The organism is Klebsiella quasivariicola, from assembly GCF_002269255.1.
Classification (GTDB): domain Bacteria; phylum Pseudomonadota; class Gammaproteobacteria; order Enterobacterales; family Enterobacteriaceae; genus Klebsiella; species Klebsiella quasivariicola.
In genome coordinates this window covers 3,739,209-3,754,892 of the sequence record NZ_CP022823.1, presented here as the reverse complement: position 1 = coordinate 3,754,892, position 15,684 = coordinate 3,739,209, and the positions used below count along the sequence as shown (strand labels likewise).

The 15,684-nt window shown below is 57.2% G+C and carries 16 protein-coding genes; 5 read left to right on the top strand and 11 right to left on the bottom strand.

Annotated features, from left to right (window positions below):
* The first annotated feature begins 54 nt into the window (after nucleotides 1-54).
* Together B8P98_RS18820 and B8P98_RS18815 are read left to right on the top strand one after the other, a co-directional pair.
* The gene (locus B8P98_RS18820) at nucleotides 55-771 is read left to right on the top strand and encodes a response regulator transcription factor (RefSeq protein WP_080897580.1); all 717 of its coding nucleotides are present in this window, start codon (nucleotides 55-57) and stop codon (nucleotides 769-771) included.
* Complete coding sequence (locus B8P98_RS18815; protein WP_095033293.1) at nucleotides 768-2,240, top strand: sensor histidine kinase; 1,473 nt, start codon at nucleotides 768-770, stop codon at nucleotides 2,238-2,240. The genes B8P98_RS18820 and B8P98_RS18815 overlap by 4 nt, the downstream gene beginning before the upstream one ends.
* A 96-nt stretch (nucleotides 2,241-2,336) precedes the next feature.
* Here B8P98_RS18815 and artJ read toward each other — a convergent pair whose 3' ends face one another.
* The 7 genes from artJ to yahO all read right to left on the bottom strand — a co-directional run bounded on the left by artJ (nucleotide 2,337) and on the right by yahO (nucleotide 7,389).
* Nucleotides 2,337-3,068, bottom strand: a complete 732-nt coding sequence (artJ, locus tag B8P98_RS18810) for an arginine ABC transporter substrate-binding protein ArtJ (protein WP_080897578.1) — start codon at nucleotides 3,066-3,068, stop codon at nucleotides 2,337-2,339.
* 184 nt (nucleotides 3,069-3,252) lie between these two features.
* Nucleotides 3,253-3,921: an arginine ABC transporter permease ArtM gene (artM, locus tag B8P98_RS18805; protein WP_008805822.1), complete on the bottom strand. Its 669-nt coding sequence runs from the start codon at nucleotides 3,919-3,921 to the stop codon at nucleotides 3,253-3,255.
* A complete protein-coding gene (artQ, locus tag B8P98_RS18800) occupies nucleotides 3,921-4,637 on the bottom strand; it encodes an arginine ABC transporter permease ArtQ (protein ID WP_080897577.1) in 717 nt (238 codons plus the stop codon). The genes artM and artQ overlap by 1 nt, the downstream gene beginning before the upstream one ends.
* Nucleotides 4,638-4,643: 6 nt before the next feature.
* Complete coding sequence (gene artI, locus B8P98_RS18795) at nucleotides 4,644-5,375, bottom strand: arginine ABC transporter substrate-binding protein ArtI (RefSeq protein ID WP_080897602.1); 732 nt, start codon at nucleotides 5,373-5,375, stop codon at nucleotides 4,644-4,646.
* Nucleotides 5,376-5,395: 20 nt separating this feature from the next.
* On the bottom strand, nucleotides 5,396-6,124 hold the full coding sequence (gene artP / locus B8P98_RS18790; protein ID WP_080897576.1) for an arginine ABC transporter ATP-binding protein ArtP: 729 nt from the start codon (nucleotides 6,122-6,124) through the stop codon (nucleotides 5,396-5,398).
* Nucleotides 6,125-6,350: 226 nt separating this feature from the next.
* Nucleotides 6,351-6,866, bottom strand: coding sequence for a lipoprotein (locus tag B8P98_RS18785; protein ID WP_012968629.1), 516 nt, complete (start codon nucleotides 6,864-6,866; stop codon nucleotides 6,351-6,353).
* 250 nt (nucleotides 6,867-7,116) lie between these two features.
* On the bottom strand, nucleotides 7,117-7,389 hold the full coding sequence (gene yahO / locus B8P98_RS18780; RefSeq protein WP_008805825.1) for a DUF1471 family periplasmic protein YahO: 273 nt from the start codon (nucleotides 7,387-7,389) through the stop codon (nucleotides 7,117-7,119).
* Nucleotides 7,390-7,749: 360 nt separating this feature from the next.
* Between yahO and B8P98_RS18775 the strand changes: the two genes are divergently transcribed.
* Entirely contained in the window at nucleotides 7,750-8,889 is a 1,140-nt protein-coding gene (locus B8P98_RS18775; RefSeq protein ID WP_025712992.1) for a GGDEF domain-containing protein, read from the top strand.
* A gap of 31 nt (nucleotides 8,890-8,920) precedes the next feature.
* A complete protein-coding gene (locus tag B8P98_RS18770) occupies nucleotides 8,921-9,751 on the top strand; it encodes an N-acetylmuramoyl-L-alanine amidase (RefSeq protein WP_025712991.1) in 831 nt (276 codons plus the stop codon).
* Here the strand turns inward: B8P98_RS18770 and B8P98_RS18765 are convergent.
* The 4 genes from B8P98_RS18765 to poxB form a co-directional block, all read right to left on the bottom strand.
* Nucleotides 9,748-10,761, bottom strand: coding sequence for an NAD-dependent epimerase/dehydratase family protein (locus tag B8P98_RS18765; RefSeq protein WP_025712990.1), 1,014 nt, complete (start codon nucleotides 10,759-10,761; stop codon nucleotides 9,748-9,750). The two genes, B8P98_RS18770 and B8P98_RS18765, sit on opposite strands and share 4 nt — an antisense overlap.
* An 87-nt stretch (nucleotides 10,762-10,848) precedes the next feature.
* Complete coding sequence (locus B8P98_RS18760) at nucleotides 10,849-12,291, bottom strand: SDR family oxidoreductase (protein WP_080897574.1); 1,443 nt, start codon at nucleotides 12,289-12,291, stop codon at nucleotides 10,849-10,851.
* A gap of 10 nt (nucleotides 12,292-12,301) precedes the next feature.
* A complete protein-coding gene (ltaE, locus tag B8P98_RS18755) occupies nucleotides 12,302-13,303 on the bottom strand; it encodes a low-specificity L-threonine aldolase (RefSeq protein WP_080897573.1) in 1,002 nt (333 codons plus the stop codon).
* Nucleotides 13,304-13,341: 38 nt separating this feature from the next.
* Nucleotides 13,342-15,060 carry a ubiquinone-dependent pyruvate dehydrogenase gene (gene poxB / locus B8P98_RS18750; protein WP_080897601.1) on the bottom strand — a complete coding sequence of 573 codons (1,719 nt, stop codon included), beginning with the start codon at nucleotides 15,058-15,060 and terminating at the stop codon, nucleotides 13,342-13,344.
* Nucleotides 15,061-15,211: 151 nt separating this feature from the next.
* Here poxB and B8P98_RS18745 point away from each other — a divergent pair, with 151 nt between their 5' ends.
* Nucleotides 15,212-15,646 carry a DoxX family protein gene (locus tag B8P98_RS18745; RefSeq protein WP_080897572.1) on the top strand — a complete coding sequence of 145 codons (435 nt, stop codon included), beginning with the start codon at nucleotides 15,212-15,214 and terminating at the stop codon, nucleotides 15,644-15,646.
* The last annotated feature ends 38 nt before the right edge of the window (nucleotides 15,647-15,684 follow it).

The window sequence follows — 15,684 nt, the reverse complement described above, 5'->3', positions numbered from 1 at the left end:
CTGAAATCAGGTAAGCTTGGCGCTGCATGTTTTGTTATTGGTGGGGGGAATCTAATGGCCAAAACCATTCTGCTGGTGGAAGATGACGAGGATATTGCCACGCTGCTGCGGCTCAATCTTCAGGATGAGGGCTATCAGATTGTGCATGAAGCCGACGGCGACCAGGCCCTTGTCCAGCTGGAAAAGCAGGTCTGGGATGCGGTGATCCTTGATTTGATGCTGCCTGGCGTCGATGGCCTGGAGATCTGCCGGCGTATCCGTCAGATGACCCGTTACCTGCCAGTAATTATCATCAGCGCTCGCACCAGCGAAATGCACCGCGTGCTGGGCCTGGAGATGGGCGCCGATGATTATCTGGCGAAGCCCTTTTCACTGCTGGAGCTTATCGCCCGCGTCAAAGCGCTGTTTCGTCGCCAGGAGGCGATGGGGCAGAACCTGCTGATGGACGCCGGGCGCCTGTCCTACCATGGCCTGAGCATCGATCCGCTGTCGCGCGAAGTGAAGCTGCGCGGCGAGGTGGTGGACCTCACGCCGCGCGAATTCGATCTGCTGTATTACTTTGCCCGCCATCCCGGAGACGTGTTTTCCCGGCTGGCGCTGCTGGAGCAGGTCTGGGGATATCAGCACGAGGGCTATGAGCACACGGTCAATACCCATATCAACCGCCTGCGCAGTAAAATCGAACGTGACCCGGCGGAGCCGGACATCATTCTTACCGTCTGGGGAAAAGGCTATAAGTTCGCCCCGGTGCCGCAAGAGGCCGCCCCGTGATCCGCCGCCTGAGCCTCAGCCAGCGGCTGGCGCTGGTGGTGGTTTCCCTGCTGATGCTGTGCGCGGTGGCGGTATGCGCCGTTCAGTTACACAGCAGCGCGCAGTATGGCAACGCCATGGTGCAGCGCCTGTCGTCCGGCCTGGCTCAGCAGATTGTCGCCCGCGAGCCGCTGCTGGACGCCCACGGCGAGGTCAACCGGCAAACCCTGAAGTCGTTGTTTGACCGCCTGATGACCTTTAATCCCAGCGTGGAGCTCTATCTGCTGTCGCCGGATGGCGACCTGCTGGCCGATGCAGCACCGCCGGGACATATCCAGCGCCAGCGTATCGACATGGCGCCGGTGCAGGCTTTTCTCACCGGCAGTGCGTCGCCGGTGTATGGCGACGATCCGCGTAGTCTCGACGGACGAAAAGTCTTCAGCGCCGCCCCGCTGCGCGTCGACGTGCAACTGCGCGGCTACCTGTATATCATTTTGCAGGGAGAGACGTTTAATCAGCTGGCGGCTGACGCCTGGCAAAAAACGCTGTGGAGCATTGTTTTATGGACGCTGCTGCTGGTGGCCCTGTTTGGCCTGCTGACAGGGGGGCTGGCATGGTTCTGGGTCACCCGGCCGGTCCGCCTGCTCACCGCCCAGGTGGCGGCGAGCGGCCAGGACAGCATCAGCGCCATCAAAACCCTGGCGGCCCGCACGCCGGAGCCCCTGCCTGGTAACGAGGTGGCGGTGCTCGAGAATCGCTTTATTGACCTTGCGCAGCAGATCGCCGGCCAGTGGGATCGGCTGGCCGACAGCGACCGCCAGCGCCGCGAATTTGTGGCCAATATCTCCCATGATTTGCGTACGCCGCTCACTTCGCTGCTGGGGTATCTGGAAACGCTGACGCTGAAGGATGAACGGCTGACCGCCGAGGAGCGCAGGCAATATCTCACCATCGCCCTGCGTCAGGGCAACAAAGTGCGCCATCTCTCGCAGCAGCTGTTTGAGCTGGCGCGACTGGAGCACGGGAGCATTAAGCCGCAGCGCGAGCGTTTTGCGATGGGGGAGCTGATCTCCGATGTCGCGCAGAAGTTTGAATTAACTGCCCGCACGCGCGAGGTGAACCTGCGTATTGATGTGCCGGGACCGCTGCCGCTGATTAACGCCGATGTGTCGATGATTGAGAGGGTGGTGACCAACCTGCTGGATAACGCGATGCGGCATACTCCCGTCGGCGGGGAGATCCGTCTGGCGGTCTGGCAGGAGAATCAACAGCTCCAGGTCGAAGTGGCCGATAACGGAACGGGCGTCGATGCCGCGCTGCGCGACGATCTGTTCCAGCGGCCGTCGGCGTTGTCTACCCAGGCCGCGCGGGAGGATCGTGGCGGATTGGGGCTGCTGATTGTGAAACGGATGCTGGAGCTGCACGGGGGCGATATCAGACTGCTGGAGTCGGTAAGCGGGGCGCGGTTTCGGTTCTTCGTGCCACTTTGAGACATTGCCGGGTGGCGGCTACGCCTTGCCCGGCCTGCGGGGAACTACGGGGAAGAGTGGAGGCCGGGTAAGCGCAGCGCCACCCGGCGAAAAAAGTTACTCCGGGAACCACTGGTTGCTGATTTTCTGGTAGGTACCGTCGGCCTTGATCGCTTTCAGCGCGGCGTTCAGCTTCTCCAGCAGCGCCTTGTTATCCGGGCGTACGGCAATCCCCAGTCCGGTGCCAAAGTATTGCGGATCCGTCACTTTCGGCGTGGCTGCGCCCAGCTGCGGGTTAGTTTTCAGCCACTCGTTGACCACCGCGGTATCGCCGAATACACCGTCGATACGGCCATTTTTCAGATCGATAATCGCATTCTGGTAGCTGTCATAGGCGACGGTCTTCACCTCAGGATGTTTATCCTGCAGATATTTCTGGTGGGTGGTGCCGTTTTCCATACCGATCCGTTTGCCTTTCAGCTCATCGAAGGAATGGAACGCGTCTTTTTTGGCGATCACCAGCGCCGAGTTGGCGTAGTACGGGTCGGTGAAGGCCACCTGCTTGCTCCGCTCCGGCGTGATATCCATTCCGGAAATCACTGCATCATATTTCTTGAACTTCAGCGCCGGGATCAGGCTGTCAAACGCGTGGTTGGTAAAAGTACATTCTGCCTGCATTTGTTTGCACAGCGCTTTGGCCAAATCAAGATCAAAACCAACAATCTGGTTATTGGCATCCATCGATTCAAACGGCGGATAGGTTGCGGAAACGCCAAAGCTGATTTTTTCCGCGGCAGCGGCGCCGAACGCGAAAGAGGTGAGCAGTGCAGCCAGAACTAACTTTTTCATCGTGGAACTCCCGTCTGTCAATCTTATGATTATTCGCCGTGTCTGCGGCATAGAGTGACAATGCCATTAAATGAATTTATATGCAATAAAAATGATTAACTATTTTTAATGATGTAAAAAAAGACGGACAGTCATTAGACTTGTCCGTCTTGTTGTTTGCTTTTTATGCAAAATAACTCGGGCGCTAGTTACGTCGCTCAAAGGCCAGCGCTTTGCGTTCAACCAGGCGCATCAGCAGCGTCAGCAGTCCGTTGACGATGAGATAGATAATCCCGGCGGCGCCGAACACCATCACGTCGTAGGTGCGTCCGTACAGCAGTTGGCCGTGGCCCATCACTTCCATCAGGGTGATGGTGTAGGCCAGAGAGGTACTCTTGAAGACCAGCACCACTTCGTTGGAATAGGACGACAGCGCGCGCTTAAAGGCATAGGGCAGCAGGATCGCCAGAGTATCCTTTTTACTCATCCCCAGCGCGCTGCACGACTGCCATTGCCCGTCGGGGATCGCCCGGATGGCGCCATAAAACAGCTGCGTCGTGTAGGCGGCGCTGTTGAGCGACAGGGCGATCAGCGCGCACAGCCACGGCTCGGAGATCAGATGCCACAGCCACGGATAGTCCTGCAGCGAAGGAAACTGTCCCGGGCCGTAATAAATCAGGAAGATCTGCACCAGCAGCGGCGTACCGGTAAACAGGGTGATATAGCCGCGGACTATCCACACCAGCCCCGGTGTTTTCAGGGTCAGGATAATGGTAAAAATCAGCGACAGGATCAGCGCCACGATAATCGACGCCACGGTCAGCGTCAGGCTGGTATGAAGCCCTTTCAGCAGTTCGGGTAAGTAGTCGAGCATCAGCCTGGTCTCCGTTCGAAGCGCGTCGCACGCTGGTCAATTCGCTTGAGGATGTATTGACTCAACAGGGTGATGACGAGATAGATTGCCGCTGCGATGATGTACCAGTTGAAAGGTTCCTGCGTGCGGGTGGCGATGCTTTTGGTCTGCAGCATCAGGTCATTGACGCTGATCAGGCTCACCAGCGCGGTATCCTTCAGCAGCACCAGCCACTGGTTACCGAGACCGGGCAGGGCATGGCGCCACATCTGCGGCATCACCAGGCGGAAGAAAATCGCGCCTTTCGACAGCCCCAATGCCTGGCCGGATTCCCACTGGCCCTGCGGAACCGCTTTCAGCGCGCCGCGCAGCGTCTGTGAGGCATAGGCGGCATACAGCAGCGACAGAGCAATAGCCCCGCAGAGGAACGGACTAACGTCAAAGTTCTCAATCTGCATCTGCACCGGGATCTGCGTGAAGCCGAGCGGGATGGTGAAACCATCAGAGAGCGTCAGCAGCAGCTGGGAAGAGCCAAAATAGATAAATAGCACCACCAGAATTTCCGGTAGTCCACGCAGGATGGTCACAATGCCGGTTGCAAGCCAGGCTACCGGGCGCCATTTCACTGACTCCAGTACCGCAAAGAGCATCGCCAGAACGAGGCCGATGGCGAGGGCGCAAACGGCAAGGCCGACGGTCATCCCGGCGGCGCTTGCTAATGGAAAAATTTCGTTCATTCAGTCTTACTTCTGGAACCATTTGTTATAGATGGTCTGGTAAGTGCCGTCTTTCTTCACTTTTTCCAGCGCAGCGTTGAATTTCTGCTGCAGGTCGGTGTTGCCCTGACGCACGGCAATGCCCAGCCCGGTGCCGAAATAGGCTTTGTCGGTCACTTTATCGCCTACGGCCGCCAGCTTCGGATTGCTCTTCAGCCATTCAGTCACCACCGCGGTATCACCGAAGACCGCGTCAATACGGCCGTTCTGCAGATCCAGTTTTGCGTTCTGGTAGCTGTCGTAAGGAACGGTAGTGATTTCCGGATGTTTATCGGTGATGAATTTCTGGTGAGTGGTGCCGTTTTGCACGCCCACTTTTTTACCCTTCAGCTGGTCAATGCTGGTGAACTTGCCCTGCTGGCCGACGAACAGCGCCGAGTTGTCATAGTACGGCGCGGAGAACAGAACCTGTTTTTCACGCTCCGGGGTGATGTCCATCCCGGCCATGACCGCGTCGAAACGGCGGAACTTCAGCCCGGGGATCAGGCTGTCGAAAGCCTGGTTGGTGAAGGTACAGGTGGCATCGATCTCTTTACACAGCGCGTTAGCCAGATCGACATCGAAACCGACGATCTGGTTGTTGGCGTCCACCAGCTCAAACGGAGGGTAGGAAGCCTCGGTGGCGAAACGAATGGTCTGCGCAGCGGAAGCGGAGAGGCTCATGCCTGCGAGCAGAGCGGCAATCAGTACTTTTTTCATCGTCATTTCCCCGAAAAACATCAATGTGAAAGATAGTTTTTAAACGCGTCGGTTTGCGGATGCGTGAAGCAGGAGGCATCCCCTTGCTCAACGATATGGCCATTTTCCATATACACCACCCGGCTGGCCGTCTTACGCGCCACTTCAACTTCATGGGTGACGATAACCTGGGTGATGCCGGTTTCAGCCAGCTCGCGGATGATGCTGACGATCTGAGCCGTGATTTCCGGGTCAAGCGCCGCGGTAGGTTCATCGAACAGCAGGACCTGCGGCTCCATCATCAGCGCGCGAGCGATTGCCACGCGCTGCTGCTGACCGCCGGATAAATGCAGTGGGTAACGGTCGCTGTACGGCTTCAGGCGCAGACGCTCCAGCAGCTTTTCTGCACGGGCCAGCGCGTGATCCTTGCTTAACCCCAGTACGCGACAGGGAGCTTCGATCAGGTTCTGCTGTACCGTCAGGTGCGGCCACAGGTTGTACTGCTGAAAGACCATGCCGACGTTCTGACGCAGTTCGCGTATCGCTTTATCGGACGGCGCTTTGCTGAAGTCAAAATGGTTTCCGGCAATGGTTAACGAACCGGAACGCGGCATTTCCAGCAGGTTGAGTACGCGCAGCAGCGAGCTCTTCCCGGCACCGCTGGGGCCGAGCAGCACCAGCGTTTCCCCCTGCGGGCAATCCAGCGTGATGTCGAACAGCGCCTGGTGTGCGCCGTAGAAGCAATTAATGCCGTTTAGTTTAATACTCATCTGGGCAGTCTGATACGAATAGCTATTGAGGCCGCAAATAGTACCTTTGGCAGAATAGTTATGCAATATTTATGCGTTAAAAGTTAAATCTAAACCACGTTTAGCTTTAAAGGTAGCACAAAATATGGCCTGATGGGGGGGGGAGGCGCAAATGTCGGCATTCCCGGGGCGAATACCGACATTTTACCGGGGTTATCGTTTCAGCGGCGTGGCTTCAACTCCGGAATTAACGTTTTTCCAGACTCTGTCGCAACGTCCCGGCCGGGGCATGGCTGTTGTTGCCGAGATAACGAACGTCATCGACCGCCCAGCACTGGCCTTCCTGAATCATCAGCACTTCGTCTTTCCAGCTCTGGGTTCCCTGCTTCAGCTCGACGCGCAGGGGAATATTCCGCGCGTCACGGTTAGGAATGGTTGAGGCGCTGGCGACGACGGCGCTGTCTGCCGGGGTGCTGCTGCTGGAGAACGGATTAGCCTGCAGCAATTTGCTGTTGGCGGGATCCTGGCGGGCGTCATTGAGTAACTGCGCCAGGCCGTCGCTCAGATAGGGGCGCAGCGCCGCCGGATCCTGAGTACGATTCTGGATCTGGGTGTCGTAGAATTTTTGCGCTACGTCGTCAGGGCCGCCTTCAACGCAGGGGCCGCTGCGGGTGCCATTATCTTTATAGGCCGGGGTCACGGTCGTACAGGCGCTGAGCGCCAGCGCGCAAGGGAGAAGTACTGCAAGGAGTTTGTAGCGCATGATGATTTCCTTATAAGCGAACTACGTTTTCAGTTTCCGTTAAAGCATAGCGTATAGCGTGCGGATTGTACTTGACGCAAAGAGCTAAGACCTTGATGTCGCAACAGGCTTTGTACTGGAAATGCGTGTGGGAAGGATGGCGGCGTATCAGGCAGGAAAATGCATGAGGTATAAAAATAAATTCACTTGTTCTGCAAACAAGAAACATTACCCCGAAAATAGAGTAATGTTTCTTGGGATATAAGGTTAATTATTTCTTCTTATAGATATTAGCGGAGACGTGCAGTTTTTTATCCGTATTACCGGAGGAGAGCACGATGACGTCCGCGCCTTTTTCATCGGCCTTTTTAATCAGTTCTTCACGGGCATCGCTCGGCGCCGTCTGGCCGGTCGAAGAAATGGTGCCAATTTTGGTATATTGGGTATGGACCTTATTAAAGGCTTCTTTCGTTAAAATCTCAGCGGAGAAGGCATTCGCTGTTAAAAACAATGCTGCACCTGCCACTAAAGCTGCATATTTCATATTTTTAAACTCCATTGTTTATTTTGCTATCATCATGCTCTTGTTTTAACTCACCAATGAGCGGTTTCAGATTGTACTAACGCCGCTTTTTTTTCAAGCGAAATACTGCAATTTTATGATAGTTAGTTAACTCTTTTTTAAAGAAAAGATGACATGATTCTCATTGATTACGCTTGCTTTTTTTTGTCAATTACACATAGGGGGGGATGCAAACCATTTTGTACTGACGTTAGCTGAAAATCAGCTTAAGCAGCCGGGGGAGGCGGCGTGGGGCGTTGACAGACATTCCCGGCAACATGGGTTATCATAAAGAAGAGCGGGGTGTGTGCCCATGGTCATGCAGGTCACCAGGGAGACAAGATGTTAACAAATAAGCGAGCGAACGCTCAGGATGAGAGAGCCGCATTGTGGGCCACCAAAGATAATGTTCAGCGCCATGCGCTGTCCATGAGTATGCCCTGGCTGGCCTTTGTCAATATCGCTTTTGCGTTAATGATTTTCTTCCGCAATTTTATCTTCACTTATTTTGATCAGAAGCTACTGACGCACCGGGCGGTTATTCCTTATATTGAAGTGGCGCTGATTGCAGTCATTATTATTTCGGCGATTTTAGCTATCATTGCCGTCACGCCGCGCCTGGCGCAAGGGCGCCATACGCTAAATATCATTACCGGTCTGCTGCTGGCGCTCAGCCTGTGCTGGTCCCTGAGTAATTACTGTTTTCTCTTTTTCTGGACGCTGCCCTTTGCCTGGCCGCTGCTGGTGATTTTAATGACCACCGGCCTGACCGCGCTCTATCACCACTGGCCGGGCATTATCGCTTTTATGCTGCCGCTGTGGGCCACCGCTTTGCTGGCAGGCATGCAGATTCACTATGACACCGAAGTCCGTTTTTTGACGCTGTGGTTTATCTTTACGGCGATTCTGCTGTATGGCCGGCGCATTCTGCAGCGCTGGTATGATGAAGCCTGGGATACCCATCAGGAGAATATGCAGCTTATTCAGCGGCTGGAGAGTATTGCCAACCAGGATGCTCTCACCGGGACGGCTAACCGTCGGGCGCTGGATGCCTTCCTGGGGCAGCTCTGGCAGCAGAATGTACCGTTAGCGCTAATGATGATCGATGTCGATTACTTTAAACGCTACAACGACCACTATGGCCATCAGGCCGGTGATGAATGCTTATCTTCTGTCGCTCAGGTGCTTAAAATGGCGGTCCGGGCTGAGGGCGATCTGGTGGCTCGCTACGGCGGGGAAGAGTTTGTCGTCGCATTGCCTGGGGTATCCTTGGCGCATGCCACCGCGATTGCCGAGCGCATTCAGCAGAAAATTCACGAGGCGGCGCTCCCCCATGAGGCCTCTGAGGTGGCTGCGGTGGTGACTGTCAGTATCGGGATCGTCGCCTCCGATGGCACGGTTCCGATGGAGACGCTGATCGCCCGGGCGGACAGTGCGCTGTACCAGGCGAAAAATAAAGGACGAAATCAATGGTCTTATTAACCCGGAGACGCTGTCGGGCAAGGAAGAGGGAATGAAACGTATTGCGTGGTTCGCCCTGCTGGCGTTGCTGCTAACCGGCTGTGCCGGGGAAAAGGGAATTATCGATCGCGATGGATATCAGCTGGACACTCGTCATCCGGCGCAGGCCGCGTATCCGCGAATAAAGGTGTTAGTGATCCACTATACGGCTGACAATTTTGATGTCTCGCTGGCCACGTTGACCGATAAAGAGGTCAGCTCCCACTATTTAATTCCCGAAAAGCCCCCGCGTTTTCAGCACAAACCGCGGATCTGGCAGCTGGTGCCAGAAGAAGATTTAGCCTGGCACGCCGGGATAAGCTACTGGCGCGGTAGCACGCGCATCAACGATACCTCCATCGGCATTGAACTGGAAAACCGCGGCTGGCAGAAGACGGCCGGTGGCAAAAGCTTTACGCCTTTCAACCCGGAACAGATAGCGGCCCTGATCCCGCTGGCGCGGGACATCATCGCCCGCTACCACATTGCGCCGCAGAACGTGGTCGCCCATGCGGATATCGCCCCACAGCGCAAAGACGATCCGGGGCCGTTATTCCCCTGGCAACAGCTGGCGCAGCAGGGGATTGGCGCCTGGCCTGACGAGCAGCGGGTGGCCTTTTATCTGAATGGCCGGCCGGCCAGCGAGCCAGTGGACCCCGAAGTCGTGCTGGATTTGCTGTCGCGCTATGGCTATCAGGTGACGCCGGAGATGACCCCCGCGCAGAAGAAGCGGGTGATTATCGCTTTTCAGATGCACTTCCGCCCGCAGCGCTGGGATGGCGTAGCGGATGCGCAAACCGAGGCGATAGCCGAGGCGTTGTTAGAAAAATACGGCCAGGGTTAGCGGTGAAGTTTGCCGTGATCGCGCAGCCAGGCGGCGGTGCGCACAATGCCGTCGTCCAGCGTCACCACCGGCTGATAACCCAGCTCATCCTGCGCGCGGGTGATATCAAGCGTAAAATCAAAGTTAAGTTTGGAGACGCCGTAGTGGGTAAAGGCGGGCTCTTTGGCGGTTTTATCGCCAAAACGTTCCATGCTGCGGGCGATGATATCCAGCATCGGGTAGGGAACAGAGCGGATCCGGCACTTGATGCCCAGCTCGTCGATCAGTTTCTGTACGATGCTGCGCAGGGGGCGCGGTTCGCCGTTGCTGATATTCCACGCGCGGGCGGAGGGGAGGTGGTCGCAGGCCGGCTGGCTTGCCAGCCACATCGCATGTACCGCATTTTCATAATAGGTCATGTCGACCAGCGCGCTGCCGCCCCGCGGTAACAGGACGCTGCCATAGTGCTGCATCATTTGCGCCAGTCGGGGAATAAACACTTTGTCGTGCGGCCCGAACAGGCTCTGCGGGCGCAAAATCGTAAAGCGAGTATGCGGGTTGGCCTGCGCCAGCAGGTTGATCACCTCCTCGCTAGCCGCCTTGCTGCGGGCAAACTCGTTGGCGAAGCGGTGCGGGCGAAAATCTTCCTGGATATCACGATGATGGTGATAATCAAAATAGAGCGATGGCGAGGAGATATGAATGAAATTCCGTACGCCCCATGCCACCGACCATTCGCCGAGGCGACGGGTGGCACGGACGTTAGCGAGATCGAACGCCTGCTGAGTGCCCCAGGGTGAGGTAAAGCTTGAGCAGTGCCACAGGGTGTCGATACCGGCGAGCATCACTTTAGCCTGCGAAGAGACCAGCTCGGTTAAATCGGCCGGGATGAATTCCGCCCCCATCTTGCTCAGAAGCTTACCCATCGCTTCGTTGCGCCCGGTCGCTCGCACGCTGATGCCCTTATTGCGCAGATATTCCACTGCGTTGCGCCCTAATCCGCTGGTCGCACCGGTAACCAGTACCTTCATATCACTCTACTGTCCCAGAAAAGAATTTCGTGCGCATTTTTCCGTGATTCTCCCGACTATGCAATGAGAATCATGAAAGAATAATGCTTATCCTTCAGCTCTGCCTGAGATTTGTTCGGCCAGCCGGGCGATGCGTTGCGCCATTCCGCGGAAAATAAACAGGTGTGCCGGGATCATCAGCAGCCAGTAAATCAGGCCCGGCATACCGTGTGGGTGCCACCAGGCGCGCACGTCCAGCTCACGACAATCGCCTTTATCATTAATCGTAAAGCTTAAGCGACCCAGGCCCGGCGCTTTCATGCCGAATAAGAGGGTGAGCTGTTTTTCCTCCTCCACGATTATCACCTTCCAGCTGTCGACCGTATCGCCGGTCTGCAGATAGTCGCGCGGCGGCCGCCCTTTGGCTAACCGATGGCCGACCAGCAGGTCCATCGCCCCGCGGGTTTTCCACAGCATATTGCCGAAAAAGTACCCCTCTTTACCGCCAATTTGGTTCACCACCCGCCATAACGCCTGGCGACTCGCCTGGGTGGTGACAGTGCAACCCGCCTGTTTGGGAAAGTAGCCGTACTCCGGTCGCCAGCGGGCGAAAGCCTGGGCGTCGTAGCCCCAGTCGCTGGAGTTCACCAGTTGCTCTTCTTCTTTTAGCGTACGACGAACCGCCTGTTCGAAGGGGATCAGCGTTTGCGGGATCAGCGCGCGCAGGGTGCGGTCATCGGCAATCAGATCGTGCTTCAGTCCCTGGATCAGCGCTTTGGCGATGGTGGGTGGCACCGAGGTGATAACGTTAAGAAACCAGACCGAGATCCAGCGCGTCGGCAGGGGAATGGGAATGAGCGGGCGATGTTTGCCGCTGACGGCCATAAAGCGAATAAACTGCTGCTGATAGCTTAACACCTCCGGGCCGGCGGCTTCGAAGATGCGATGTTCCCCGGAGGGATGATTGAGCAGCTCAACGAGGTCAACGAGCAGATTTTCCAGCGCGACAGGGGTGGTACGCGAACGAACCCAGCGCGGAGGCGTCAGCACCGGCAGGTTATAGACCATGTCGCGCATCACCTCGAAGGCGGCGGAGCCGGCGCCGACGATAATCCCGGCCCGTAGTTCGGTCACCGGTACGCCCGACTCGCGCAGGAGATCGCCGGTCACCTGACGGGCGCGCAGATGGTCGGACTGCTCCTGCGCCGGAGCCTGCAGCGAGCTGAGAAAAATAATCTGACGCACCGGTATCTGGCGCAGGGCATCGCGCACATGCGTGGCGACCCGGCGCTCATGGGCGATAAAATCGCCGCCTTCTCCCATGCCGTGGACCAGATAATAAAGGGTATCGATACCGGTGAGCAGCGCAGGCAGAGCCTGCGGCTGATTGAGATCGATTGACCGGCAGGTGACGCCGGGCAAAGCGAGTTTTTGCAGTCGGTCGATATGGCGTGCAGCCGCCAGCACCGGATAGCCCCGCGCGCTTAATGCGCGCACTAAATGCTGGCCAATATAGCCGCTGGCGCCGAGCACCAGAACTGATTGCGACACGCCTGACTCCTTAGCGTTGTAAAAAAGCCTGCCAGTGGGCGACCACCTCGCTCAGCTGCTGACGGTTGACATCCAGATGCGTGACCAGACGAACAACAGGCGAGGCGTTGATCAACACGCCGCGCGCCTGCATAAACTCGCCGAGCGCCAGGGCCTGCGCTTCGCCGACGCGCACGAACAGCATATTGGTATCGTGGCGGGTGACGTCGGCGCCGATGGCGCGCAGCTGCTCCGCCATCCACGCGGCGTTGTCATGATCCTCCTGCAGGCGCTGTACGTTATTTTTCAGCGCGTACAGCCCGGCAGCGGCCAGTATCCCCGCCTGACGCATACCGCCGCCCACCATTTTCCGCCAGCGAACGGCGCGGCGAATGTATGCCTCGCTGCCGACCAGCAGCGAGCCTACCGGAGCGCCAAGCCCCTTTGACAGGCAGATGGTGAAGGAGTCGCAGTATTGGGCGATATCACGCAGTTCGCAGCCGTAGGCCACCACGGCGTTAAAGATGCGCGCGCCGTCGACGTGCAGCGCCAGGTCGCGCTGGCGGGTAAACGCCCAGGCTTCCTGCAGATAGTCGCGCGGCAGCACTTTACCGTTGTGGGTGTTTTCCAGACTCAGCAGGCGGGTTGGGGCAAAATGGATATCGTCGGGTTTGATTTTCGCCGCCACTTTATCCAGCGGCAACGAACCGTCCGCCGCGGCGTCGATCGGCTGCGGCTGAATACTGCCAAGCACTGCCGCACCGCCGGCTTCGTACAGATAGTTATGCGCCCCCTGGCCGACGATATACTCTTCGCCGCGCTGGCAGTGGCTGAGCAGGCCAACGAGGTTGGCCTGGGTGCCGGTAGGCAGAAACAGCGCCGCTTCTTTGCCGGCCAGGTTGGCGGCGTAGCGCTGCAGTTCATTGACGGTAGGGTCGTCGCCATACACATCGTCCCCGACCGGGGCGGCCATCATGGCCTCCAGCATGGCGCGCCCGGGACGGGTAACGGTATCACTGCGTAAATCGATCACGGCTTTTCCTTGGTCTGGTTCAACGTATTGCTTCTGTTTTACCTGAGCCAGTTGGTTTTCGCCAGTTCGATGACCTCATCGCCGCGACCGCTGATGATCGCCCGCAGCATATACAGACTAAAGCCTTTGGCCTGTTCCAGCTTGATCTGCGGCGGGATCGCCAGCTCCTCTTTGGCGACAACGACGTCGACCAGTACCGGACCGTCGGTGCGAAAGGCGGTCTGCAGCGCTTCATCTACCTCGGACGCTTTCTCCACGCGGATACCTTTAATACCGCAGGCTTCGGCGATGCGGGCGAAGTTAGTGTCGTGGAGTTCCGTACCGTCAGTCAGATAGCCCCCGGCCTTCATCTCCATCGCCACGAAGCCCAGTACACTGTTGTTAAAAATGATAATTTTCACCGGCAGCTTCATCTGCGCCAGCGACAGAAAATCCCCCATCAGCATGCTAAACCCGCCGTCACCGCACATGGCCACCACCTGACGCTCCGGCGCAGTGGCCTTGGCGCCGATGGCCTGCGGCATGGCGTTGGCCATTGAGCCGTGGTTGAACGAGCCCAGCAGGCGACGTTTGCCGTTCATCTTGAGATAGCGTGCCGCCCAGACGGTCGGGGTACCGACATCGCAGGTGAAAATGGCGTCTTTATCGGCAAAATGGCTGATCTGCTGTGCCAGATATTGCGGGTGGATTGCCTTATCGCTGGGTTTCGCCAGATCGTCGAGCCCTTTTCGCGCGTCACGATAATGTTCGAGCGCCTTATCGAGGAAGTGGCGATCGGTTTTCTCTTCCAGCAGCGGCAGGAGTGCTTTCAGCGTTGATTTAATATCGCCCACCAGCGCCATATCGACCTTACTGTGCGCGCCAATGCTGCCGGGGTTGATGTCAATCTGGATAATTTTGGCGTCGGTTGGATAGAAGGCGCGATACGGGAACTGGGTACCCAGCAGGATCAGAGTATCGGCATTCATCATGGTATGGAAACCCGAGGAGAAGCCAATCAGCCCGGTCATGCCGACATCGTACGGGTTATCGTACTCCACGTGCTCTTTACCGCGCAGGGCGTGGACGATAGGGGCTTTAATTTTCGCCGCGAACTCCACCAGCTCCTGGTGGGCACCGGCGCAACCGCTGCCGCACATGAGCGCGATATTGCTGGAGTACCGAATAAGCTGCGCCAGCTTGCGCAGCTCCTCTTCCGCTGGGGTGACCGTCGGCAGCGGCGCATGATACCAGTGGCTGCTGGCGCTCTCCGGAGCCGCCTTCAGCGCCACGTCGCCGGGCAGCACCACCACTGAGACGCCGCGGTTAATCACCGCTTTGCGCATCGCTACTGCCAGTACCTGCGGGATCTGCTCCGGCGTGGAGACCAGCTCGCAGTAGTGGCTGCACTCGCGGAACAGCTCCTGAGGATGGGTTTCCTGAAAATAGCCGCTGCCGATTTCGCTGGATGGGATGTGGGCGGCGATGGCCAGCACCGGGACATGATTGCGATGACAGTCAAACAGACCGTTAATCAGGTGCAGGTTGCCCGGTCCGCAGGAACCGGCGCAGACCGCCAGCTCGCCGGTCAGCTGCGCTTCCGCACCGGCGGCGAAAGCGGCGACTTCTTCGTGCCGGGTGGGCATCCAGTCGATGGTGCCCATGCGGTTCAGGCTATCGCTCAATCCATTGAGGGAATCTCCGGTGACGCCCCAGATACGTTTCACGCCGGCTTGTTCCAGCGTTTTGGCAATGTATGCCGCCACGGTCTGTTTCATGATTTCCATCTCCTTTTTTTGATAACGCCTTCAAGCTTAGATGAAACTGAACGCAATGTAACCGATTACCCCTTATTTTTTACTGGTTTTATTCGCCTTCGACTGCGCATACTCTGTAAACACACAGGGTGTAAAACAGGAATAACATCAAATGGTTAAAGGATTGTTAAACACATTGAATAACACGCTATCGCATGACGATGCCGGTAAATTCTTGTTACGACTTGCCGTCGGCGGCTTAATGTTGTTCCACGGTCTGCACAAGCTGATGGATGGCGTAGAGGGTATCAGCGGCATGCTGGTGGCGAAGGGGCTGCCGGGGTTTATCGCCTACGGTGTGCTGGTGGGGGAGGTCCTCGCACCTTGCCTGTTAATACTCGGTATTCTGACGCGACCGGCGGCGCTGGTGCTGGCTTTCACCATGGTGGTGGCCTGGCTGATGGTTGGGCTCGACAAGACGTTTGCGCTTGATGCGGTGGGCGCCTGGGCGATCGAAAATCTGGCCTATTTCTTTGTTGGCGCGCTGGCGATTGCGTTGCTCGGCGCCGGGCGTTATTCGCTGGCCGGTCAGTCGGTTTGGCGGTAAAAATGCCTCATTCGTCCTGCGGCGTAAAGTCGATACTG